The sequence below is a fragment of the Veillonella sp. 3_1_44 genome (genome assembly GCF_000163715.1).
Taxonomy (GTDB): Bacteria; Bacillota; Negativicutes; order Veillonellales; family Veillonellaceae; genus Veillonella; species Veillonella parvula_A.
Map to the genome: position 1 here is coordinate 113566 of NZ_GG770202.1, position 22292 is coordinate 135857.

At 39.4% G+C, this 22292-nt stretch carries 18 protein-coding genes and 1 rRNA gene; 2 read left to right on the forward strand and 17 right to left on the reverse strand.

Annotated elements, in window-relative coordinates:
- Positions 1-3 precede the first annotated feature (3 nt).
- The 9 genes from HMPREF0873_RS09595 to HMPREF0873_RS09635 form a co-directional block, all read right to left on the reverse strand.
- Positions 4-1560, reverse strand: coding sequence for an ABC-F family ATP-binding cassette domain-containing protein (locus HMPREF0873_RS09595; RefSeq protein ID WP_008603488.1), 1557 nt, complete (start codon positions 1558-1560; stop codon positions 4-6).
- A gap of 110 nt (positions 1561-1670) precedes the next feature.
- A complete protein-coding gene (locus HMPREF0873_RS09600; protein ID WP_008603490.1) occupies positions 1671-2810 on the reverse strand; it encodes an amidohydrolase in 1140 nt (379 codons plus the stop codon).
- A gap of 126 nt (positions 2811-2936) precedes the next feature.
- The gene (locus tag HMPREF0873_RS09605) at positions 2937-3875 is read right to left on the reverse strand and encodes an LD-carboxypeptidase (protein ID WP_004695389.1); all 939 of its coding nucleotides are present in this window, start codon (positions 3873-3875) and stop codon (positions 2937-2939) included.
- An 89-nt stretch (positions 3876-3964) separates the two neighbouring features.
- On the reverse strand, positions 3965-5566 hold the full coding sequence (locus HMPREF0873_RS09610) for a peptide ABC transporter substrate-binding protein (RefSeq protein ID WP_004695386.1): 1602 nt from the start codon (positions 5564-5566) through the stop codon (positions 3965-3967).
- On the reverse strand, positions 5563-6381 hold the full coding sequence (locus tag HMPREF0873_RS09615; RefSeq protein ID WP_008603492.1) for a serine hydrolase: 819 nt from the start codon (positions 6379-6381) through the stop codon (positions 5563-5565). The genes HMPREF0873_RS09610 and HMPREF0873_RS09615 overlap by 4 nt, the downstream gene beginning before the upstream one ends.
- Positions 6382-6393: 12 nt before the next feature.
- Complete coding sequence (locus HMPREF0873_RS09620) at positions 6394-7341, reverse strand: ABC transporter ATP-binding protein (protein ID WP_008603494.1); 948 nt, start codon at positions 7339-7341, stop codon at positions 6394-6396.
- Positions 7341-8321 (reverse strand): ABC transporter ATP-binding protein, encoded by a 981-nt coding sequence (locus tag HMPREF0873_RS09625; RefSeq protein WP_008603495.1) that lies wholly within the window; start codon positions 8319-8321, stop codon positions 7341-7343. The genes HMPREF0873_RS09620 and HMPREF0873_RS09625 overlap by 1 nt, the downstream gene beginning before the upstream one ends.
- Positions 8321-9220 carry an ABC transporter permease gene (locus HMPREF0873_RS09630; protein ID WP_008603497.1) on the reverse strand — a complete coding sequence of 300 codons (900 nt, stop codon included), beginning with the start codon at positions 9218-9220 and terminating at the stop codon, positions 8321-8323. The genes HMPREF0873_RS09625 and HMPREF0873_RS09630 overlap by 1 nt, the downstream gene beginning before the upstream one ends.
- Positions 9213-10145 carry an ABC transporter permease gene (locus HMPREF0873_RS09635; RefSeq protein ID WP_004695374.1) on the reverse strand — a complete coding sequence of 311 codons (933 nt, stop codon included), beginning with the start codon at positions 10143-10145 and terminating at the stop codon, positions 9213-9215. Before HMPREF0873_RS09635 ends, HMPREF0873_RS09630 begins: the two co-directional genes overlap by 8 nt.
- 135 nt (positions 10146-10280) lie before the next feature.
- On the opposite strand from HMPREF0873_RS09635, the gene HMPREF0873_RS09640 reads away from it, so the two are divergent.
- Together HMPREF0873_RS09640 and HMPREF0873_RS09645 are read left to right on the forward strand one after the other, a co-directional pair.
- Complete coding sequence (locus HMPREF0873_RS09640) at positions 10281-11114, forward strand: pyridoxamine kinase (RefSeq protein ID WP_021147854.1); 834 nt, start codon at positions 10281-10283, stop codon at positions 11112-11114.
- 21 nt (positions 11115-11135) lie between these two features.
- Entirely contained in the window at positions 11136-11720 is a 585-nt protein-coding gene (locus HMPREF0873_RS09645; RefSeq protein WP_004695370.1) for a DUF805 domain-containing protein, read from the forward strand.
- 129 nt (positions 11721-11849) lie between these two features.
- Here HMPREF0873_RS09645 and HMPREF0873_RS09650 read toward each other — a convergent pair whose 3' ends face one another.
- The 8 genes from HMPREF0873_RS09650 to rrf form a co-directional block, all read right to left on the reverse strand.
- Positions 11850-13019: a hypothetical protein gene (locus HMPREF0873_RS09650; protein WP_004695368.1), complete on the reverse strand. Its 1170-nt coding sequence runs from the start codon at positions 13017-13019 to the stop codon at positions 11850-11852.
- A gap of 272 nt (positions 13020-13291) precedes the next feature.
- Positions 13292-16879 (reverse strand): thiol reductant ABC exporter subunit CydD, encoded by a 3588-nt coding sequence (cydD, locus tag HMPREF0873_RS09655; RefSeq protein ID WP_038125920.1) that lies wholly within the window; start codon positions 16877-16879, stop codon positions 13292-13294.
- Between the two features lie 199 nt (positions 16880-17078).
- Positions 17079-18098 (reverse strand): cytochrome d ubiquinol oxidase subunit II, encoded by a 1020-nt coding sequence (gene cydB, locus HMPREF0873_RS09660; protein ID WP_004698498.1) that lies wholly within the window; start codon positions 18096-18098, stop codon positions 17079-17081.
- A complete protein-coding gene (locus tag HMPREF0873_RS09665; RefSeq protein WP_004698499.1) occupies positions 18089-19477 on the reverse strand; it encodes a cytochrome ubiquinol oxidase subunit I in 1389 nt (462 codons plus the stop codon). Before HMPREF0873_RS09665 ends, cydB begins: the two co-directional genes overlap by 10 nt.
- A gap of 85 nt (positions 19478-19562) precedes the next feature.
- Positions 19563-19994 (reverse strand): Rrf2 family transcriptional regulator, encoded by a 432-nt coding sequence (locus HMPREF0873_RS09670; protein WP_008715827.1) that lies wholly within the window; start codon positions 19992-19994, stop codon positions 19563-19565.
- A 219-nt stretch (positions 19995-20213) separates the two neighbouring features.
- On the reverse strand, positions 20214-20708 hold the full coding sequence (locus HMPREF0873_RS09675) for a molybdenum cofactor biosynthesis protein B (protein ID WP_004698458.1): 495 nt from the start codon (positions 20706-20708) through the stop codon (positions 20214-20216).
- Positions 20709-20716: 8 nt separating this feature from the next.
- Positions 20717-21577, reverse strand: a complete 861-nt coding sequence (locus HMPREF0873_RS09680) for a polysaccharide deacetylase family protein (RefSeq protein ID WP_008715828.1) — start codon at positions 21575-21577, stop codon at positions 20717-20719.
- Positions 21578-22024: 447 nt separating this feature from the next.
- Positions 22025-22141, reverse strand: a 5S ribosomal RNA gene (gene rrf, locus HMPREF0873_RS09685).
- Positions 22142-22292: the final 151 nt, after the last annotated feature.

The window sequence follows — 22292 nt, forward strand, 5'->3', positions numbered from 1 at the left end:
CTCCTAAACAATCTTTGTCGTCCAATCTTCAATATTCCAAATATCCGTAACCCAATCTTGATAGAATTCAGGCTCGTGACTTACCAATATAATTGCACCTTTAAAATCACGTAGTGCACGGCTCAGTTCTTCTTTTGCATATATGTCTAAATGGTTAGTCGGTTCGTCTAGGACCAACACATTGTACTTATTCTGCATGAGCTTACATAGGCGAACCTTCGCATTCTCACCACCTGAAAGTACGCGCATTTGAGACGTAATATGTTCATTTGTAAGGCCACAACGAGCTAATGCTGCACGCACCTCTGCATTTGTCATCGCCGGATATTCATTCCAAATATAATCTAATGCTGTTTCAGAATTAGATGGCGTATCCTCTTGGGCAAAATAGCCAACTTGTAAGAATTCACCTTTTACCAACTCACCACTAACAGGCTTTAATAGACCTAAAATAGTCTTCAACAACGTTGTTTTACCTAAACCATTGACACCGCGAATAGCAATTTTTTTGTTTCTTTCAATTTGAAAGTCTACTGGTCTTGTTAATGGTTCATCATAACCTAATTGCAATCCAAAAGCCTCTACGATAAAGCGACTTGGCGTACGGCCTTCTTTAAAGCCAAAAGTGGGCTTGATATACTCTTTTGGCTTTTCTAGAATTTCCATCTTTTCTAAGCGCTTTGCTCGAGAATTTGCCATACCACGTGTTGCAACGCGCGCTTTATTGCGCTGAATAAAGTCTTCCATACGCTCAATCTCTTGCTGTTGACGTTCATACGCCTTAGCTGCTTGCGCTTTTTTCACCTCGTAAGCAGCTTGGAACTGATGATAATCACCAGTATAACGCGTAAGCACCGCTTGTTCGATATGGTAAATAACATTGACTACGGAGTTTAAAAACTCCATATCATGAGAAATCAAGATAAAGGCATTTTCATAATTTTGCAAATAGTTTTGCAACCACTGAATATGCTCCACATCAAGATAGTTTGTCGGTTCGTCTAAGAGCAAAATAGTCGGTTTCTCTAGTAATAGTTTTGTGAGCAAAACCTTGGTACGTTGACCACCGCTGAGCTCTGTTACATCTCGATCTAAGCCGATATCCATAAGTCCCAATCCGGCAGCGGTACGCTCAATAACCGCATCAATTTCATAGAACCCACGTTGCTCAAGAATTTCTTGCCATTCCCCTACCTGTTCAAGTAGCTTATTCATTTCATCTTCGGACACATCACCCATGCGATTATACGCATCGTTAATGTTTTGCTCCATGACGAATAAATCATCAAAAGCACGTTGTAATACATCACGGATGGTCATACCTTTTTCAAGAACAGCATGTTGATCCAAATACCCAACAGTTACCTGATTGGACCATTCAATTTTCCCCTCATCAGGTGGCAATTTACCTGTAATGATATTAAGAAACGTAGATTTACCTTCACCATTTGCACCAATGAGGCCTACATGTTCACCTTTTAGCAAACGGAATGATGCATCATCTAAAATTTGTCGCGCTCCAAAACCATGAGTTACATTTGAAACGGTTAAAACACTCATATCTATCTCCACCGGAATAAAAGCCGTCTTGTTGAAGACGGCTTATTTCATACTTACTTAAATATTATATCTATTGTACCTTTTTGACCTCTATATGTCAAAAATTGAACTTACTTACACATCGCATAACGCAAGGCTACAACAGCCATAATCTTAGCACCCTTAATCGCTTGGTCTAACCCATAGTCAGATCCAGCAGCACAAGTAAATTCTGGCGTATGCGCTTCTAAACCTAATCCAATCTGCAAGGTAGGCTGTGCTGTTGGTACTTCGTAAGACACATTACCTACATCAGTGCTACCATCCGCCTCATCATCAGGCAATATACGTGGGCTTTCACCAAATTCAGTCATCACATCTTTAAAGAGATTTAATAACTGTTTATCTTGACGCATATCCTTAAAGAGTGGCTCATAGTGATGCATCTCAACTTGAGCTCCATAGGATGAACCGATTTCTTGGGCTGCCTCTTTAATAGCCGGCAAAATAATACCTTCTAAATCATCCACTGTACTACCACGAACAGTCATACGAATCGTAGCCTTTGGTGTAACCACATTTGGTGCCGTACCTGCCTCTGTAAAGATGGCACCTACAATAGCACCTTTAGGAAAGGTCTTTTTTAAATCTTTTACCCTTTGATATAAGTCTACCGCACAATCTAAGGCATTGATTCCTGAATCTGTTAAGGATGCAATATGACAAGAACGTCCATGGAACGTAACCTCTAGAGGATGTGTCGCCAATGATGTACCTCCCACCTCATTTTCTCCACCTGGATGAATGATAAGTGCTGCCTCATAGCCTTTAAAAAGACCGGCTTCTGCCATATATACCTTACCACCGATAGTTTCCTCTGCAGGGCACCCAAAGAATGTTGTACCCCAATCCTGTGGTGCACTTTGACTAAAAGCAACAGCAGCACCTAAGCTCATCATAGCAATAAGGTTATGACCACAGCCGTGGCCTAGTTCCGGTAACGCATCATATTCACCTAAGAAGGCTATTTTATGCCGTGCAGTACCGTTATAGTCGCCCCGTAACGCTGTTTGTAACTCTGGCCGATTAGTTAGACTTACATGAGATATAAAATTATGTGTTTCTAAGAATTGGTGAATTACCTTTACTGCTTTATGCTCATTCAAGCCCAATTCAGGATTATCGTGTAAATATATGGAAACTGCACGCAATTCCCGTGCCATACTATCTATGATGGCACAGGCGCGAGCCTCTCGTTCTTGTAGTGTCATAACTCCCCTTGTTATTATCTAATATCTTATTACCTATTATTTTATTACCTAATATCACGGTAACTACTATTTTTATCTAATATCTATTTGCCTATTAAGTAAAATCGTTCATCCAAAAGCTCTTAACTATTTCGTATAAGGATGAACGATGATGGTATTAGAAATATATCTAAAGCTAATCGTCGCTCCTAGCGGTAATGTTTGATGTGGCGCCCCATGTCCCGTTGGCACATAGCATACAAAAGGATCTGGTAATTTTGGATTTCTATTTTCCTCCATATAGCGCAATGCTTCATAACCTAAATCGTAATCACGCTCATCTTCATCTCCTTCACAATCTGTAAAGATACCAATGACTAAGCCTTTAATACGGCTCAACAAACCGCTGAGTCGAAATTGTTGTAACATGCGATCCAGCTTATAAGGAGCCTCCCCTACATCTTCAATAAATAGTAAGGTATCTTCCCATGATTCATTCTCTAAAAAATAAGGCGTTCCCGATAACATGGATACCATCGTCATATTACCACCTCGTAAAATACCCTCACCGAGTTCTGTGCCAATCGCACCTCGGGGAGGCTCTGGCAAGGGTTCTATAACTTTTAATTTGCCTTCTAAAGCATTAAATAGCGTATCAATATCTGACTTACGGTCTAATTTAAAATCTACCCCCATAGGTCCATGATAAGTAATGAGGCGGCTATATCGATTAATAGCCATATGAAGTGCTGTACAATCACTATATCCAACAAAAGCCTTCCGATACTTACGAATCGCTTTATAATCTAATAAATCTAAATAGCGCATCGTGCCATAACCACCGCGCAAGGCAAGAACCGTATCACAAGGAGCCACAGTCATCATGTATTGAAATTCTACGGCTTGCTCCTCAGGTGTGCCTCCATATAGCCCCTTTCTCCTTGCACTTTCACCTACAAGCACCTTATAGCCTTTAGCCTTACAAATTTCTTCTATTCTATGTAAATCTTCATCGCTAGCACTAGCAGGTGCCATAATACCTATGGTCATCCCCGGTGCCAAACGTTTTGGTTCAATCCAGTCCATATATCCTCAGAAAATACCTGTTAACTTATAATATATTAATATTCCCATACAACAAAAGACGTACACAAGGTGTACGTCTTAAGTGTATCTTATTTGTATGCTTTTTTAAAGTCAACAAGTCCCAATGTGGTCCAGAAATAATTTTGAATTGTTCCGTTTGTCACATATGGTTGTGTTGTAAAGTACAACGGCATAACAAGAGATTCATCAAAAATCATCTTTTCTGCTTCATGCATCAACGCATCACGAGCCGCCCCATTTGGAGTTGTACGAATACGTGCAATCAACTCATTATACTCATCACTATGATACTGACCATCGTTATCTTCAGCAGAGAATACCTCTAAAAAGTTTTGTGGATCGCTATAATCGGCAACCCAAGAAGCGCGAGCTACTTGGTACTTGCCAGCTTCACGGTCTGCCAAGAATACCTTTGTCTCTTGATTTTGTAAGCGTACATCTGCGCCAAATGCATTTATCCATGCATCTTGAATCGCTTCTGCAATAGCTTTATGTAATTCACTTGTATTATACAAAATCGTAATTTGCGGCAATGGACGATTCTTGCCATAGCCAGCCTTTTTCAGGATTTCCTTGGCTTGCTCTACATCTTCGTATACGAGATAGCTACCAGCTTCACGGAAGTCTTCACGACCATTGCTTTCAAGCATACCATATGGTACGAATGCATAAGCTGGCTCTTTACCGCCTCTAACAATATTATTAACAATATTAGCACGGTTGATAACCATAGAAAAGGCTTTACGCACATCTGGATCTGTGAAAGGTTCTGCTTTCACATTGAATACGTAATAGTAGTTACCAAGCATAGGGCCAATATGTAATAGGCCGGCTTCTTCTAGACGTTTTTGATCCGCTACAGGAGGCTCAACCGTCATATCAGCTTCGCCACCTTCAACTAAGGTAAGGCGTGTACTTTGAGACTCACTAATAGGCCAATTCATTTTCTCTGTCTTCACAGATTCTGCATCCCAATAGTTTGGATTCTTAATGAAATCCATTTCCCCATTATGCTTCCAAGAAAGTAAACGATATGGACCATTAGATACTATTGTTTCCGCATTAGCCGCCCAGTTTTCGTGAGCTTCTACTGCTTTTTTACTCACTGGGTAATAGCTATGAGACGCTAATAATTTCAAGAAATAAGCCGTTGGATTTTCTAAGGTAACTACCAATGTATCCTCATCAATAGCTTTAACCCCAACATCTTCAGCTGCAGCTTTACCCGTATTAAAAGCTTCACCATTTTCCAATACATATAACATATATGCATTATCCGCATGGACTTCAGGGTCTAATACGCGCTTCCAAGCGTATTCAAAGTCATAAGCCGTCAAAGGCTCTCCATTGGACCATTTTAAATTAGGTCGTAAATGGAAGGTATACTCACGACCATCATCGGAGATGTCCCAATTTTTAGCAAGTGCTGCTTCAGGTTCACTTTCATCATTCAAACGAACTAGACCATCGAATAATTGAAGTTGAACCGTAGCCTCCGGAGAGGTAGTAGACTTTGCGGGATCCAATGTGGATGGTTCCTGCTCAATAACATAGCGGATTGTGTGTTCATCGATTGGTTGAACACCACGAGGGTACCCAAATACGAATAAGAGTACGCTCACCCCTAGAGCGAGGACCATGAGTTTTAACAAGTTTCGTTTATCCATCATGGCAATGCTTCCTCTACAAATTCTTTCATGATGCGCCCAACTTGAGCGCCTAACTCTTTACCTCGGTCATTATCGATATCGCTCATTAAAAGGATAAAACAAAAATGACCCCTAAATGTTTCTATTACACCCCCATCATGTTCTACACGATCAAGGGATCCTGTTTTATGGTGAAAGCGTATGCCTTCTCCCCAGTAAAATGGTAAGATATCACGGAATTGTTGGCGACCTAAGATATTCCACATTTCTCGGCCATAAGCATCTCTATCACGACATTCAAAAATGTGTTTATACAAACGAGCTAACGACATAGCTGTAATGTGATTATCACGACCTTCAGCTAGGGCGTTAAAGTCCATCATCATGCGATTAAGCTCCATCTCATCCATACCAAGCTTTTCTGCACGAGCATTGATATTTTCCATGCCGAGCACTGTGATGAGTAGATTTGTTGCGATATTATCACTAAGAACCATCATGAGACGGCATAACTCAAGATATGTAAAACTATGTTTACCAACTAACTCTTGTAGTGCGCCGCCACCTTCAACGCGTGGAGTTCTAGATAAAGGAACTGTATCATTAATGTCCAATTGCTCCGTACGAGCTAAATGAAAGACATATTCCATGATAAGTACCTTAATTAAACTCGCACTAGAATGTACAGTATTTTCACCTCTAGCTGCGATGAGTGTTGGTTCCTCTTCATCATCGAATTGTAGCACCGCATAAGATATATTCCCTGCTGGTGCCAATTCTTTAATGACTGTATCTAGTTGATGTTCCAAGGACTTGCCAACAATTAGTTTTTCCATACTATTCTCCCATTATATGTGCCAGCATGCGATGTGGCGATCTGCCCAATCTCGAAGTGGCGGACGTTCTGTAAAACAACGACCTTCCGCTTCTGGACATCGACCACTAAACAGACACCCTTTTGGTGGGTCTAATGGATTTGGTGGATCCCCTTTAAGCGGTGCCCCAATTGGTGCATGTGGCATAACTGGACCATTTAAGGCCGTCAATGCACGGGTATACGGATGCTGAGGGAATTCATATAAGTCCAATGCAGGACCTTCTTCCATGACGGCACCTAAATACATAACAACCATGCGATGACTAATGTAGCGCACCATATTTAAATCATGAGAAATAAAGAGGTACGAAATACCATGTTGTTCTTGTAACCGTTCTAGTAATGTCATAATTTGCACTTGGATAGATACATCTAACGCAGAAATCGGCTCATCACAGATGATACATTGAGGCTCCATAATAAGAGCCCGTGCAATGCCGATACGTTGACGTTGCCCACCAGATAGTTCATGAGCATAACGCTCACCAAATGACATATTTAAGCCAACTTGGTCAAGCACCTCTTTTACACGAATCACGCGATCTCGAGGTGTATACTTTGGATCCAGTTCTAAAGGCTCCTCTAAAATCGCATTAACCGTAAGCCGCGGATTAAGGGATGCATAAGGATTTTGAAATACCATTTGCATCACCGGGTGAACAGACTCTCTATCCACATAAGGGTTGATATGTCGACCATTCATATAAATAGAACCAGATGTAGCTTGATATAAACCCATCAAAGTGTAACCAAATGTAGATTTACCACATCCAGATTCACCTACGATACCTAGGGTTTCCCCTGGTGATTGATATAGACTCACGCCTTGTACGGCATGTACCGTTTGTTTTGGCTTAAATAAGCCGCCTGACAGGGTGAACTCTTTAACGAGATTGTCAGTCTCCCATACGTAACTCATTAAAGTCCCTCCAACTTAGCTAACCAACATGTAAACTGGTGACTTTCACCAACATTTGTAACCATCGGAACCCGACTACCACAGATTCGCATAGCCCATTTACAACGAGGATTAAATGCGCATCCACGAGGTAAATCAAATAGATCAGGTGGTTGACCTTCAACAGCCTTCAATTCGCCGTGCCATTTACCTTGAGGCAATGCAAGCAACAGCCCCAAAGTATATGGATGACGAGGCTCGCTAAAAATACCATCTACTGTAGCAGACTCAACACATTTACCTGCGTACATAACCATAACCCGATCACAAATTTGAGCAATAACACGTAGGTTATGAGAGATAAAGATAATCCCTATGCCAGCCTCTACGGCTAATGTTTGCATAAGGCGCAAAATTTGTGCCTCTGTAGTAATATCAAGAGCTGTTGTGGGCTCATCACAAATTAAAATCTTGGGACGACCGGCCACTGCCATAGCAATACATACGCGTTGGCGCATTCCACCGCTCAACTCATGAGGATATTGAGATAACCGGCGTTCCGGTGTAGACAGCCCCATCTTCTTCAATAAATCGATGGCAATGGCCCTTTCATCGTAATCTTCACCATACGCATTTGTACGACGGATAACCTCATACATTTGCTCTCCAATGGTCATGATAGGATTCAAGGAGGTCATAGGATCTTGGAACACCATGGCAACCGTCGTACCACGAAGTTCATTCCAATCATCTTCAGTAAATCCTAAACAATCATGACCATCAATCATGAATGTATCCGCTTTAATTTTAGTTTTACCATATGGCAATAAGCCCATTAAAGAGTTAACTAAAACGGATTTACCACACCCAGATTCCCCGACTATACCTAAAATCTCACCAGGGTATAAAGAAATATCTTGATTGCGAATAACTCGCAACGGACCTTGGAAGGTATTGATGGTAATAGATACATTACGTACATCAACAATAGCATTATTCATTATCTATCTCCTTCCTTAGGGTCTAATACATTACGTAAACCGTCGCCAAAAAATGCGAAACCAAGCATGGTAATACTAATAGCAACAGCTGGGAAAATCAATTGGAACGGATAAGAGCGCATGCTACTAATACCTTCAGAAGCTAGTACGCCCCAGCTCGCCATAGGTGCATTTACACCTAAGCCGATAAAACTAAGAAATGCTTCTGTAAAAATAGCCTCAGGAATGGCCAATGTTAAAGTAATAATGATCGGTCCTACACAGTTTGGTAAAATATGACGTAATAAAATTCGACGCTTAGGAATACCCATAGCTTCTGCTGCAATGATGTATTCTTCGTTTTTAACTTTCAAAATTTGGCTGCGTACGATACGGGCCATATTAAGCCAATACGCAATCCCCAACGCTACAAAAATAGAGATTAGCCCAGGTCCAAGTACAACCATCAATAAGATTACGTATAATAAAAGTGGAATACCATACAAAACATCTACGATCCCCATCATGATACGGTCTACCTTGCCACCTATATAACCCGCAATGCCGCCATAGGCAACGCCAATCACAAGATTAATAAAAGCTGCTACAAAACCAATGGTTAAGGAAATACGAGCGCCGTACATAACACGTGTATAGATATCACGGCCCAATGTATCCGTACCAAACCAATGGCTAAAGCTTGGACTTTGGTTCGCATCAATTAAGGATTGGTCCGCATAGGTATAAGGTGAAATAAGTGGACCTAGAATAGCAAGCACCATCATCACAATAATGATGGTTGCACCAACTACAGCTAAACGATTTACCTTAAATCGTTCCCATTTACTAGGACGTTTTATAAAGCTAGTAATCTCTTCTTGAGGGGCTCGTTCAATAGGTAAAAAGTCTTCCTTATTCATCTGTCCCCTCCTCCGTTGTAACTCGTGGATCGATTAATGGATAAATCATGTCCACCAAAATATTAAGAAATACTACAAGCGCACTATAGAAAATCGTAATACCAAGAATAACCGTATAGTCTCGGTTATAAATAGATGTTACAAAATACTGACCTAGACCAGGAATCGCAAAAATTGTTTCTACGATAAAGCTGCCTGTTAACAAACTAGCTGCCAATGGACCTAAGTACGTAATAACTGGCAAAATTGCATTGCCAAGGGCATGACGTGTCAAAATGGTCCAAGAACCTAGACCTTTTGCGCGAGCTGTACGAATGTATTCTTGTTGATACACGTCAAGTAAACCACTGCGCGTTAAACGAGCAATAAATGCCATCGGTTGCGCTGCTAATGTCAACACAGGTAACACCATGTAAGAGGGGCCACGCCATAAGGCTACCGGGAACCATCCCAATTCAAAGCCTACTATGTACACAAGAACAGCACCGATAATAAATGTTGGTACCGAAATCCCTATTGTAGATAATACAGTTACCGCATAATCTACAATGCTATTAGGTCTCATGGCACTAATCGCACCAGCTGTAATACCACCAACTATAGCTACCATTAAAGATAATAAACCAAGCTGTGCGGAAATTGGGAATGCATCACCAATTATATCGTTTACACTACGGCCTTCATATTTAAATGATGGGCCCAAGTCACCTGTAATGACGCCACCTAAATAATCTCCATACTGTTTCCATACAGGATCATCGAGATGATATTTAGCCTCGATACTTGCTTTCACCTGAGGCGGTAATTTCTTTTCTGTTGTAAAAGGCCCACCAGGTATCGCATGCATTAATGCAAATGTTACGGTAATGATGACCCATAAGATTATGATTGCGCCACCTAGGCGTCGAAATACATACCTCGTCATTGTCACTTTCCTCCATAAAAAGTCTATTCGTTTTATTATACTACATTATGAAGTTAATTTCATGATTAACATCATTACATTTACAGAAAGGCTCACATAACGTACAATAAAATATATGATTATTTGGAGGTGTCTATGATAGCAGTACCTAGAGTTTTAACAATTCAAGACATGAGCTCTATCGGACGCTGTGCCCTTACCGTTATGATTCCTATCATCAGTGCCATGCGCTGTCAGGCGGTTCCTTTGGCGACAGCGGTACTAAGCAATCACTTAGAGTATCCACACTATGAATTCGTTGATTTATCTGCTCATATGAGAGATTTTATGGACTGCTGGGATAAAAACGAAATTGACTTTCACGCTATCGTAAGTGGATTCTTGGCATCACCAGAACAAATTCACCTCGTTGAAGAAGCAATCGATCGATTTGCCTCTAATGGTCAGATGGTTATCGTCGATCCCGCAATGGCCGATGATGGTCGCCTCTATTCCATTTATACTCCTGATATGGTTGTAGCTATGCGCCAACTTGTATCTAAGGCCCACATCGTAAAGCCAAACTATACTGAGGCATGCTTCTTATTAGATATTCCATTCTCAACAAATCCTATTAGCGAAGATGAATTACGTGAGCGATGTAAACAATTACATCACATGGGCCCTGAAATGGTTATCATGACCAGCGTCCCATCGAAAACACATGCTGTTATTGCGGTCTATGATGGACCTACAGACTTTTTAAAAACATACTCTATACCTCTGGTTCCTGTAAAAGCTACAGGGACAGGAGATATTTTTACTGCTGTATTATCTGGTGCTGTAATGAGGGGATATTCTCCTTATGATGCGGCAGAACTGGCAATGAATTTTACTACCAACGCGATTCAAGCAACATTAGATACAGTACAATCGCTAAAACATGGAGTCGCATTTGAGTTAGTTTTGCCAGAATTAACTCAACTATAAGCTATAAATAAAGGGGAACTTATGGATTTACTTTATGTTGTATTAAGAACACTGCTCATATGTACCATCGGTTTACTCATTGCATTCCAAGGACGTCGCATGGGTTTATCGATTTTTAACTTAACGGGACGGTTAAATCGACTACAATTTATCATATGCTTCATCGCTTTAATGATTTTATTTCATATTGTCCACTACATCGATAACATATTCTTGGACTTTGTTGTATCACTACCAGCATATTGGTTGACTAGGGTCATTATTTGGCTCTTATTGGCAACCCTCTTTCCTTTATCTTGTGTCTTATTTGGCCGTCGTATTCACGACATCGGCTTCAATGCATGGGCAGGAATCCTCTGGTCGGTAATCATGATTTTCATCAATACCTACTCTGCCGTATCTCCATTCAATTACATGCTAGAGCTTTTTATATGGCTCATCGGCTTCCTATTCTGGGTATTGCCAGGACAACCTGAGCCTAATCAATATGGCAACCCTCCATTTATGACTGTAAATCGGACAGTTTATGAACCAATACAGACTCCTATATCTAACAAAAAACAAGAAGGTCGAAAAACAGTTCGTAAGCGACGCAAAAAGCGATAATTAAAAATTAACACCCTACAATAAAAAACGTATCTCTATAAGTAATATATACCTTCTTTACTGGACAACCAGTAAAGAGAGTACATATCAAAGAGATACGTTTTTATTATGTCTTCTGTTTTTACAATATTAGTTCATTAACAACATCAACTCAATCAAAGTACAACCTATATATGCAATAATAAACTTAACCTTTTGTTTACGCGCTCTATCATCATCTGCAATTTTAAGTCGATTTGCAAGGAATCGTTTATCTCGAATTTGCAACAAAAGGTGTTTAATTCGCTCTTGGCTTTCATTAGCAGTATACTCATCACAATCAGCTGTCAATGTAGCTTGTTGCATGAAGATGCGTCGGTGTAGTTTACGCATTTGAATTTTAATATTGTTATGTACAAATGCACTTTGCCACTGTTTGCGAGAATCAAAATACATGTACAAATACCGAGGAATATTCATAACCAAGAAGGAAATGATAAAAATCCCTAAGGAAATTAAAAAGTATGTAGAGAATGAAAATTCCAATGTTTCTGTTGGTAAGTAGTGATGCAAGATAATAAATGTAATCCATACACCTATTGGCAATAAAAGAACCGCTGCAATATCGATAGAACGAAGCCAGCTAGTACGAGTTGGCACATCAGGTACTGTAAAAGTATCTACAGGATCATGGAATGCATAGTAATCCAACTGTAACACAGATTGACTGGTACGCGGGTTACCCAAGAGAACGGGTCCATTACTACCAATATGGCGCTCAGGCATGGGTATAAATTTCTTCACTTGTGTATTAGGTAATAAGTCAAACTGAATTATACCCTTCTTCTCAAAGCGTACAGTAGATCCTTTTTCACCTAATGCAATAGGGTTAAAGAAAATACCGAAGAGACTTAGACACCAGTTACCCAACAAGTGTAAAATAGAGTTCAAAATAAACCCACCTGTATCTATATTATTTGTATCTAAACGAATGGCAAAGGATGATGAATAATCATCGAACCATAAATCCTCTAAGGTGAATTCCACATTAATCACATTCCCCCATTTTGTAATAATGGATAGGAATATTTGATTGTTTGGTTCAAATTCAAATGTTACAGCATAAAAGAACCAATGATTACGAAGAGCGGCACGCAACATGCGATTAACCATATCTTCTTCTATATATAATAAGCGATGGTCAAACAAATCTTGTTCTAAAGGTGCTTTTTCTAATACGGGCGCCTTATCCACCACCGCATCTCGATCAGATAATGCTTCATCCACCAAAGCTCGTAATTTGGTGAAGATTTTAGTCATAACCCCTCCAAGGGTGAAATAATAGCTCTTAACACAAAAATTATACCATATATTGCATGATTTATCGATAAAAGTATACTACATATACTATTAAATATAAATATAATTAAAGCCCCTTTCTGCATAGTAAAAGGGGCCTTATTAATGTAGTTAAACATTAGTCGTATTATAATTTAATATTCATAATAGATCTTAAATTGCAACGTAATATTAAACATTGTCCAAATCTATAATTAAGCATTAATAATAGATACTTTAAATGATATTTAGTTTTATTGAATACTTGCCATGGATAAATAACAATATTCATAGAAACGACCTTTAAGCGCCATTAGCTCTTCATACGTTCCATCTTCAACAATTTGCCCTTTATCCATAAATAAAATCCGGTCCATTTGTTCTAAACCTTCCAATTGATGCGTAATATATAGACATGTCCTACCCTCTACATAATGCATCAAGTCACGATGTAAGGCTTTTCTTGTGACTTGATCTAAGCCCTCTAAAGGTTCATCTAATAAAACGATTTTAGGATTGCGCAAGAACAATCTAGCTAATGCAACTCTTTGACGTTCACCACCACTCAAACCTTGCCCTCCACTCCCTACAATCGTATTCATACCTTCTGGTAATTTTTCAACTACCGATCGCAATGATGCACGATTAATGGCTAGCTCTAAATCCTCCATAGAAGCTTCAGGTCTTGCAAGTAGTATATTATCCTTAAAGGAAGCATTAAAAATATACGTATCTTGAGTTATAGTCCCCAATGCATTACGCCAAGTATCAATTGAAATATCCTTCAACTCCACCGAGCCTATACGAATGGATCCACCATAATCATATAACCTCTCAAGCATATTAAACAATGTCGTCTTTCCAGACCCACTAGCACCTACGATAGCAATGGATTCCCCTTGTTGAATATGTAGTCTGAGATTCTCATAAATATGGCGATATTCATCATAACCAAAGGATACATCTGTAAAAATAATATCCTCATTAGGATTAAATGATTTTGGTGATATAGGTTCTACAATAGATATCGGTTCATTACTGAGAGCCATGAGACGACTTGTGGCAACTTTACTTTCTGCACCATGATGAACAGCAGCAATCATAGGTTGTAACGCTTCAAACCAAGCCTGTGTGCCAATGGCAGCCACCGCTACCATAACACTAGCCCAAGCGCCTGTTAACACATTAGAAGCCATAATAGCTACAATAACTACAGTTAACTGAACGCCGCCTATGAATAGTGTATTACCCATATTCATGCCCCGCTCAATAGTACCTTTTTGAGCATCTACATTGCGCATCATATGCTGAATACGCTTATATACCATGTCTTCGTTACCATAACTAATCACATCTTCCAGACTATCCATAGTATCACTTAAAAGCGCTTTATAATCGCCTTGTTGAGGCCCAATCGTACGTAAAGATTCTTTATTATACGAATAAACAACCAAAGGTACTATTACACCTAAAACAAAGGCCGACAAAAGAATAGGTATAATCAAACTATTGTCAATTGTAGAAACTCCATATGCAATCAATATAGTCAAGGCAACGGCTGCTACGGGTGGGATCAAAGTGCGCAAGTAGAAGAATTGTAATACCTCTATATCCCCCATGATGCGTCCCAACATATCACCCGCCCCAAACCGTTTGAGTATAGCAGGTGCCAATGGTTCCAAATGAGCATAAAACCACAAGCGCAAGCCATAGAGTCCTTGGAATGCCATGCGATGAGATGTATAGCGCTCAAAATAACGACATACAGCACGACTAACACCGAAGAATCGAACTCCTACGATTGCAAGACTTAAATAAGTGAGCCCTGGTTGCAATGCGGCAGATGCCAATAGCCAAGAGGATACTGTTAAAAGCCCAACATTCATGAACACTGTTAAGAACGTAAATAGCAAAGCCAATACTAATGACCACTTAGCGGGATTTAATACAGAAAACAACAACTTCCAACCTTGTATGCCCATATTAGAACCTTTTGCATTATCTTTAAAAGTCTCAGTATATTTAACAAATTTAACAAAATGCTCTATGCCATTGATAGGTGTATCTATGCCCAATGTATTCTCTGAACCAAATTGTTTTCCAATATACAATGGTTCTTCAAGAGTTGCTGATAATTGCCCTAAGCCAGATGTAACAAGTTCTTTAAAATAACCATCTTCTTCAAGTAGGTCATGATAAGAACCTTCTTGAATAATTGATCCATTTTTCAAGACATATAGCTTAGATGCCCAATGCATAGTTTGTAAGCGATGTCCAATAATGATAACAATCTTATTTTTCATCAAACGCTGAATAGCTGCACTTATAATGGATTCTGTTTTTACATCTAGATGTGCTGTCACTTCATCAAGAATCAATACTTGACCCTTCCGGAGAAATGCACGAGCTAAAGCAATACGTTGCCGCTCGCCGCCACTAAGACCTAACCCACCTTCACCGATAACCGCATCAAGCCCATCTTGTTCTCGATTAATAACATCTAATAGCTGAACTTCTTTGCAAGCATCAAGAATCTCTGCATCACTTACATCCATACCAAAGGATAAAACCTCTCGCAAGGACCCTTTCATAATATGTGGATGTTGAGATACATAGATAATTTGCTGACGCCACCAGTTGATATCTAAATCACATATATCAATGCCATCGATAGTGACTGTTCCTTTCGGAGCCTGTAAAAAACCTCCAACAATATGGGCCATAGTAGATTTACCAGCTCCGCTTTCACCAACGAGCATAATAGGTGCATTACGTTCAGCCTGCAGCGTAATATGGTGTACCCCATTCTCACTATTTTTATAGGTGAAAGTTAAATCTTTAATTGTAATTTCCTGTATAGGCTTATCAAGTTTAGACTCACCACCTACTGGTAAAGAAGGTGGACGCTGCATGAATTCTTCATACTTCAGAATAGATGTTTTTCCTGCTATCCCTGTGTGGAAAGCTGCCCCCAATTGTCTAAACGGAGTATAGAACTCCGGCGCTAACAACAAAATAAAGAAGGCTGAAAAGAATGTGACTTCACCATCTAATAAGGTTAGACCTAAATATACCGCAATCAGAGCAGTACTAATTGTACTCACTAATTCAAGTACTAATGCAGATAAAAAGGCTACGCGCAACACGCGTAAAGTGGAATCTTTAAACTCTTGAGATAATCGACCAATAACCTTAATTTGATCCTTTGCACGGCCAAAGAGCTTTAGTGTAGTAATCCCTTGTAGTACATCTAAAAAATGCCCCGATAAGAAGCTCATACGTTCCCATTGTTCCTTATTTAATCGATCAGCTTGCTTCCCAATCAAGATCATAAAAAATGGAATTAAAGGCACCGTAACAATCAAAATAATACCAATTATTGGTAATGTATTTACAATGGCAATCCCCATAATAAGAGGAATCATAATAGCATATAAAATCTGCGGAATGTAACGTGCTATGTAAGCATCTACTTGTTCTAAACCATCGGTAAGCATATGGATGACATCGCCATGACGTTCCTTATGCTGTATACCGAGCTTAAACATATGCGCCAAAGAGCGTTCTCTAAAGGATGCTTTTACAGCACTTCCCAAATGATTTGCTACCGCCTCTTGAACATAATGAGCCACCAATCTCACAATAATAGCAATAAACAAATAAATAATGGTGTTCGTTTCGTCAGCTAGTGTATGCTCCAAAAATATAAGGTTATTTATTAAGGTTCCAAAGAACCAAGCTTGCCCAACAATTGACAGACTTTCTATTAAACAGGTTAAACCGAGTAATCCAAGCTGTCCTTTATGTTCTAGCAGCGCTTTAAATGCGGTATGCTGTATCATACTATCCTCTATGGTAAATCTACTTAAATATATAAAATCAAACAAATTTAAATCCCTATAAATAGGCCTAAAAAGTCCAAACGAATCTAAATTTATCAATATTATAATCATCTTACCACAAAAAAGAGGCGTGCCGCTACGGCACGCCTCACATTAAGATTTAATTTTTATAACTCACAAGAGGTATAAGGCTATTCTATTAATAGTGTAAATCTTTTTCTGTTACACGATGACGGAATGTCCAATATACCCAAGATTGGTAAACCAATATGATTGGCACAAATACGAATGCTACACAAGTCATCAAAGTCAACGTGTAAGTAGAGTTAGCTGCATTAGTAATAGTCAAGCTCCACTCAGGATTCAAAGAAGAAACCATAATGCGAGGGAACAAACCTGCAAAGTATGCAGCCGTTACAGAAATAACGGATAAAGAGCTAAATAAGAAGCCCAATTTTGTATTACGAGTACGTGCTGCGCCCCAAGAAATGAGGAAGAACACGATAGTTAATGCAAAGCAAACTACAGCTAATACAGAATTAAACAAATCTGTATATAGGTAAGTTGCACCTACCAATGCTAATGCACCGATAGCTGTAGGAACACCTACTACCAAGGATGCAGCACGAGCGCGTTCAGAAATAGCACCAGCGGTTTTAATAGAAGTAAATAGGCCACCATGGTATGTAAATACTAAAATGAACGCAATACCACAAAGTATGGTGTAAGGGCTTAATAAATCAAAGAATGTTCCAACATATGTCATACTTGCATCAATTGGAGTACCTTGAATCAAGTTACCTACTGTAACACCCCACAATAATGCAGGAATCAAGGAACCAAAGAAGATGCAGTAGTCGAATGTTTTACGCCATAACAAATTAGGGCTTTTAGAACGGAATTCAAAGGATACACCACGAATAATAAGAGCTGCAAGCATCAAGAATAGAGCTAAGTAGAATCCACTAAATAATGTAGCATACACATGAGGGAAGGATGCGAATAATGCACCTCCGGCAGTAATCATCCAGACCTCATTACCATCCCACACAGGACCTAAGGCATTGATCATTTGTCGACGTTCAACATCAGTTTTACCAATGAATGGTAACAAAATACCAGTACCATAGTCAAAACCTTCTAATAAGAAGAAGCCAGCGAATAGTACAGTAATCAAGATAAACCATACCACTTCAAGGTTATTAAAAATTAATTCCATAATCTCGCCTCCTCTTTTTCAACTACATCATGAGATGGGTTGCCATCCGGACCTTTTTTAATGTGTTCTACAGCAAGATAAATAGCCGCGATAGCAGCCACGATATACACAAGTGTAAAGCCGATGATTGTAGTCATAATTTCTGGAGCCGTTACGGATTTAGACGCACCATCTGCAGTCAATTGCAAACCATATACAAGCCATGGTTGACGACCTGCTTCCGCTACAAACCAACCAGTGGAGTGAGCGATAAATGGCAATGGCAACATCCAGAACATAATTTTTAAGAATGTGCGGTTTTCAACAAGTTTATCTTTTGCATTTAGGATAAGACCTACAAAGGCAACAAGTAACATAAGAGAACCGGATGCTACCATGACACGGAATGTCCAGAAGATTGCTGGAACATCTGGAATATAGTTGCCAGGGCCATATTGAGCCTCCGCTTTTGCTTGAAGGTCTTTGATACCTTCTACCTTACCAGACGTAAAGGAGTTTTGAGTCAAGAAGGATAAACCACCAGGAATTTCAAGAGCATTTGTATTCTTTTGTGCCTTAGTATCAATGTTAGCTACTAAAGAGAATGGTGCTGGATCTTGTGTTTCCCACAACGCTTCCATAGCAGCCATTTTCATAGGTTGTACTTTTGTGATGTACTGACCTTGGTGATGACCAGCTAATGCGCCTAAAGTACCGAATACTAGAGCGATAACCATGCCCCATTTAGCAGAGCGACGGTAGAACTCTGTCGCATTATTGCGTAATAAGTGCCATGCACTGACTGCCATAATAATTACGCCAGCTGTTAATAAACCATTCAATACAATATGGAAAAATTGTCCAGGTACATAGCCATTTTGAACGATGATCAGGAAATTTTCCATCTCTGCACGGCCATTGCGTAATACAAAACCTACAGGATGTTGCATAAAAGAGTTTGCTACAAGAATCCAGAACGCAGATAGATTTGTACCTAATGCTACAAATGTAGCTACAAGGGCGTGAACACATTTATGTAAGCGATCCCAACCGAAAATCCAAACGCCCATGAATGTAGATTCCAAGAAAAATGCCATTAATGCTTCAAGAGCCAATGGAGCGCCGAAAATGTCCCCCATAAAACGAGAATATTCTGCCCAGTTCATACCGAAATGGAATTCCTGAACAATACCAGTCACCACACCCATAGCAAAGTTAATTAGGAACAATTTGCCCCAGAACTTAGCCATTTTTTTGTATACTTCTTTACCAGTCGACACGTAGGTCCACTCTAAAGCAGCAACAATCACTGTCATACCTAGTGTGAACGGCACAAATAACCAGTGATAGATAGATGTTAGCGCGAATTGCAATCGGGCTAAATCTACAGCTTCAAACATGTGTTTTCCTCCTTAGAATAAAATACTAACATCACTTGACGAGCTTTTACAAAAAACCTTGCATCATTGCGACTATAAAAAAAGCTCAAGCCTCAGCGATAATCAACTGTTCTCGTTGGACAAGATTCTTAAAATTAACCGCTTCCAACTGATTGACCAATTGATGCTGAATCACGCCCATTGCTTCATTTATAGCACAATGCCCCTTACAAGACTTAGAGCAAGAACCTACATCATATAAACAACGTTGTAAATACGCATCCCCTTCTACGGCTCTAATTACATCAAGCAACGAGATCTCTTGAGGGCTTCGATTCAGGGCAAACCCACCATCTACCCCTCTGAAAGATTTCATAATTCCTGCTGCAATGAGACTACGCATAATCTTGAGCAAAAAGCGTTCTGGAATCAACTCATGCTCAGCCAATACAGCACCAGTTATCTTCGATCCCGAAGGTAATAGCGCCATATGCAAGACCATGCGAAATGCATAATCCGTGGCCTGATTTAACTTCATAAAGTCTCCTTTCTCGTGCACTCGGACAAACGTATTACTAAATCTAGTATAAATGAAATAAAACAATACTGCAATGGTATTGTTTTAAACAAGATAAATTAATTCACTTACTTCTCATGCTCATATTCTTTGGATCAATTACCTACTTTTATATCCATCAAATATTGATTGTCATCATATATAAAAAGACTGCTCTCAAAAGAACAGTCTCCATATATATTATTTTGTAATTTCTCGCACCAAATGGCCCATTTCAGGAATGATGAGTTTGCTCATCGCTAAGGTGACGGCCCCAACAGAGCCAGGAATAGAAAACATCAAAGTGTTATTCTTAACACCAGCTTCTGCACGAGATGCCATTGCTTTTGTTCCAATATCCTCCGTATAGGATAAATATCTAAAGATTTCACCAAAACCTGGAATATGCTTTTCATATAAGCTATTTACAGCCTCGATGGTAACATCTCTCATAGCAATACCAGTTCCCCCAGTAGATATAATGACATCAATAGACTCATCATTACACCATGGAGTCATAGCATTTATTATAGACTCACAATCATCAATTACAATTTTGCGATCTGCTACAATATGATTTGCTGCTTCCAAAAATTCTTGAACTTTGTTGCCTCCTTTATCAGTTTCTAATGTACGAGTATCAGATACAGTTAATACTGCAACACGTAATGGTCTTGCTACAACTTCGTAAGACATAATTCCTCCTAAAATAAAGGCATAATAGACGCTAATATCGGCCATCCATTGTCGCGTAATGTATCACGCAATGCCCATGTATACTTAATAAGCGGTGCACAATGTAGGCGCAACCAAAAAGATAAATACGGTGTATCTCCTTGGAATACAGCTAGTCGATTTAGAGCATATAAATTATCCCCTGGCTTTACTGTCCCTGGTTGGACAGTGAAAGCCATTTTATACCCAGACTGTTTAGTAACATATTGAACGAGCATATCATTAAAACCACCAGGATAGGCCAAGTAACTAATAGGTTCTCCTAAGATACCTTCCATAGATGTTTTACCACCGAGAATGGCATCAGGCAATTCCGTAGGATCCATATGAGTTAGTATCTTATGATGATTTGTATGCCCTTGAATGTCAAATCCTGCCGTCTCCATTTGGTGCATTTGTGCAGTATTTACAAAACCAGGCGTATTGGCAGCGTCACTAATCATGAACAAAGTAGCTTTCATATTATATTCTTTTAATATAGGCAGTGCATGTTCATAATTATCCACATAACCATCATCAAATGTTATTACTATAGGCTTCTCTGGTAAATCCGAACCATTTTGTAAATAATCATACAACTGATTCAATGTAATCGTATTATACCCATGATTATGGAGGTATTCTATCTGCTCCTTAAACTGATCCACATGCAATGTTAAAGCGGAGTGTTTCTCATCATTTATTTGATGGTAATTAAGTACTGGTACACCATATAACTTGTAATCTGAAGACAGACCCCACATAACTCCAATAGAAACCGCTAAGATTGCAATACATATTGCAATACAATATAACAACGTTTTAATGCAGCTCTTTCCATATTTATACATATAAAATAATCACTCCCATCGACTTACATACACAATGAGAATACCATATTTTTAATAAAAGTATCAAGAAAATAGACGTATAAAAAAAAGATCATTTTTTCTACAACTAAACTTAAATTCCTATCAATGCTCATTGTAGATTTACCTTCACTGCTCCGCAGTTCTGTACAGCTTACGTTCGGAAAAAGGTGATGTGTGAGCCCCATACGTCGTTTAATCCTAATTACTTTTCCCTTGTCCTACTTGCTTCCTCACTGTGGATTTTCCTTCACTGCTTTGCAGCTCGGTAAATCTTACGTTCGGAAGAAAGCGATGCAGTGAATCGGTCGTCGTTTCACTTCTCCATCTTCTACTGCCCTGCTTTTACTGCCCTGCTCACCAGGTACCCTGGGAGGATAGGAAGCCATACAACAAAAAAAGACACACCCTCAGGTGTGCCTTTACGTCAATCAGCGGCTTCCTATCCTCCCAGGCCGTCTCCAGCCAAGTACTTTCGGCGTTTATGAGCTTAACTACTGTGTTCGAGATGGGAACAGGTGGATCCTCATAGCCATCGCCACTGAATCTGTCAGAGTTTGTACTCTGAAAACCACATAGAAGTATATATATATTTGTTGCACATTCTGCTTAATGTTTTGTTGTATGTTGCGTCCCATACTCAAAGTACACGTCTAGAGGATTGCGTCGAAACGTAAGATTTCACGCAACTTGTGCG

Coding starts and splice junctions, on each gene's coding strand:
- HMPREF0873_RS09595 (WP_008603488.1), bottom strand. CDS start 1,560: ATGAGTGTTTTAACCGTTTCAAATGTAACTCATGGTTTTGGAGCGCGA.
- HMPREF0873_RS09600 (WP_008603490.1), bottom strand. CDS start 2,810: ATGACACTACAAGAACGAGAGGCTCGCGCCTGTGCCATCATAGATAGT.
- HMPREF0873_RS09605 (WP_004695389.1), bottom strand. CDS start 3,875: ATGGACTGGATTGAACCAAAACGTTTGGCACCGGGGATGACCATAGGT.
- HMPREF0873_RS09610 (WP_004695386.1), bottom strand. CDS start 5,566: ATGATGGATAAACGAAACTTGTTAAAACTCATGGTCCTCGCTCTAGGG.
- HMPREF0873_RS09615 (WP_008603492.1), bottom strand. CDS start 6,381: ATGGAAAAACTAATTGTTGGCAAGTCCTTGGAACATCAACTAGATACA.
- HMPREF0873_RS09620 (WP_008603494.1), bottom strand. CDS start 7,341: ATGAGTTACGTATGGGAGACTGACAATCTCGTTAAAGAGTTCACCCTG.
- HMPREF0873_RS09625 (WP_008603495.1), bottom strand. CDS start 8,321: ATGAATAATGCTATTGTTGATGTACGTAATGTATCTATTACCATCAAT.
- HMPREF0873_RS09630 (WP_008603497.1), bottom strand. CDS start 9,220: ATGAATAAGGAAGACTTTTTACCTATTGAACGAGCCCCTCAAGAAGAG.
- HMPREF0873_RS09635 (WP_004695374.1), bottom strand. CDS start 10,145: ATGACGAGGTATGTATTTCGACGCCTAGGTGGCGCAATCATAATCTTA.
- HMPREF0873_RS09640 (WP_021147854.1), top strand. CDS start 10,281: ATGATAGCAGTACCTAGAGTTTTAACAATTCAAGACATGAGCTCTATC.
- HMPREF0873_RS09645 (WP_004695370.1), top strand. CDS start 11,136: ATGGATTTACTTTATGTTGTATTAAGAACACTGCTCATATGTACCATC.
- HMPREF0873_RS09650 (WP_004695368.1), bottom strand. CDS start 13,019: ATGACTAAAATCTTCACCAAATTACGAGCTTTGGTGGATGAAGCATTA.
- cydD (WP_038125920.1), bottom strand. CDS start 16,879: ATGATACAGCATACCGCATTTAAAGCGCTGCTAGAACATAAAGGACAG.
- cydB (WP_004698498.1), bottom strand. CDS start 18,098: ATGGAATTAATTTTTAATAACCTTGAAGTGGTATGGTTTATCTTGATT.
- HMPREF0873_RS09665 (WP_004698499.1), bottom strand. CDS start 19,477: ATGTTTGAAGCTGTAGATTTAGCCCGATTGCAATTCGCGCTAACATCT.
- HMPREF0873_RS09670 (WP_008715827.1), bottom strand. CDS start 19,994: ATGAAGTTAAATCAGGCCACGGATTATGCATTTCGCATGGTCTTGCAT.
- HMPREF0873_RS09675 (WP_004698458.1), bottom strand. CDS start 20,708: ATGTCTTACGAAGTTGTAGCAAGACCATTACGTGTTGCAGTATTAACT.
- HMPREF0873_RS09680 (WP_008715828.1), bottom strand. CDS start 21,577: ATGTATAAATATGGAAAGAGCTGCATTAAAACGTTGTTATATTGTATT.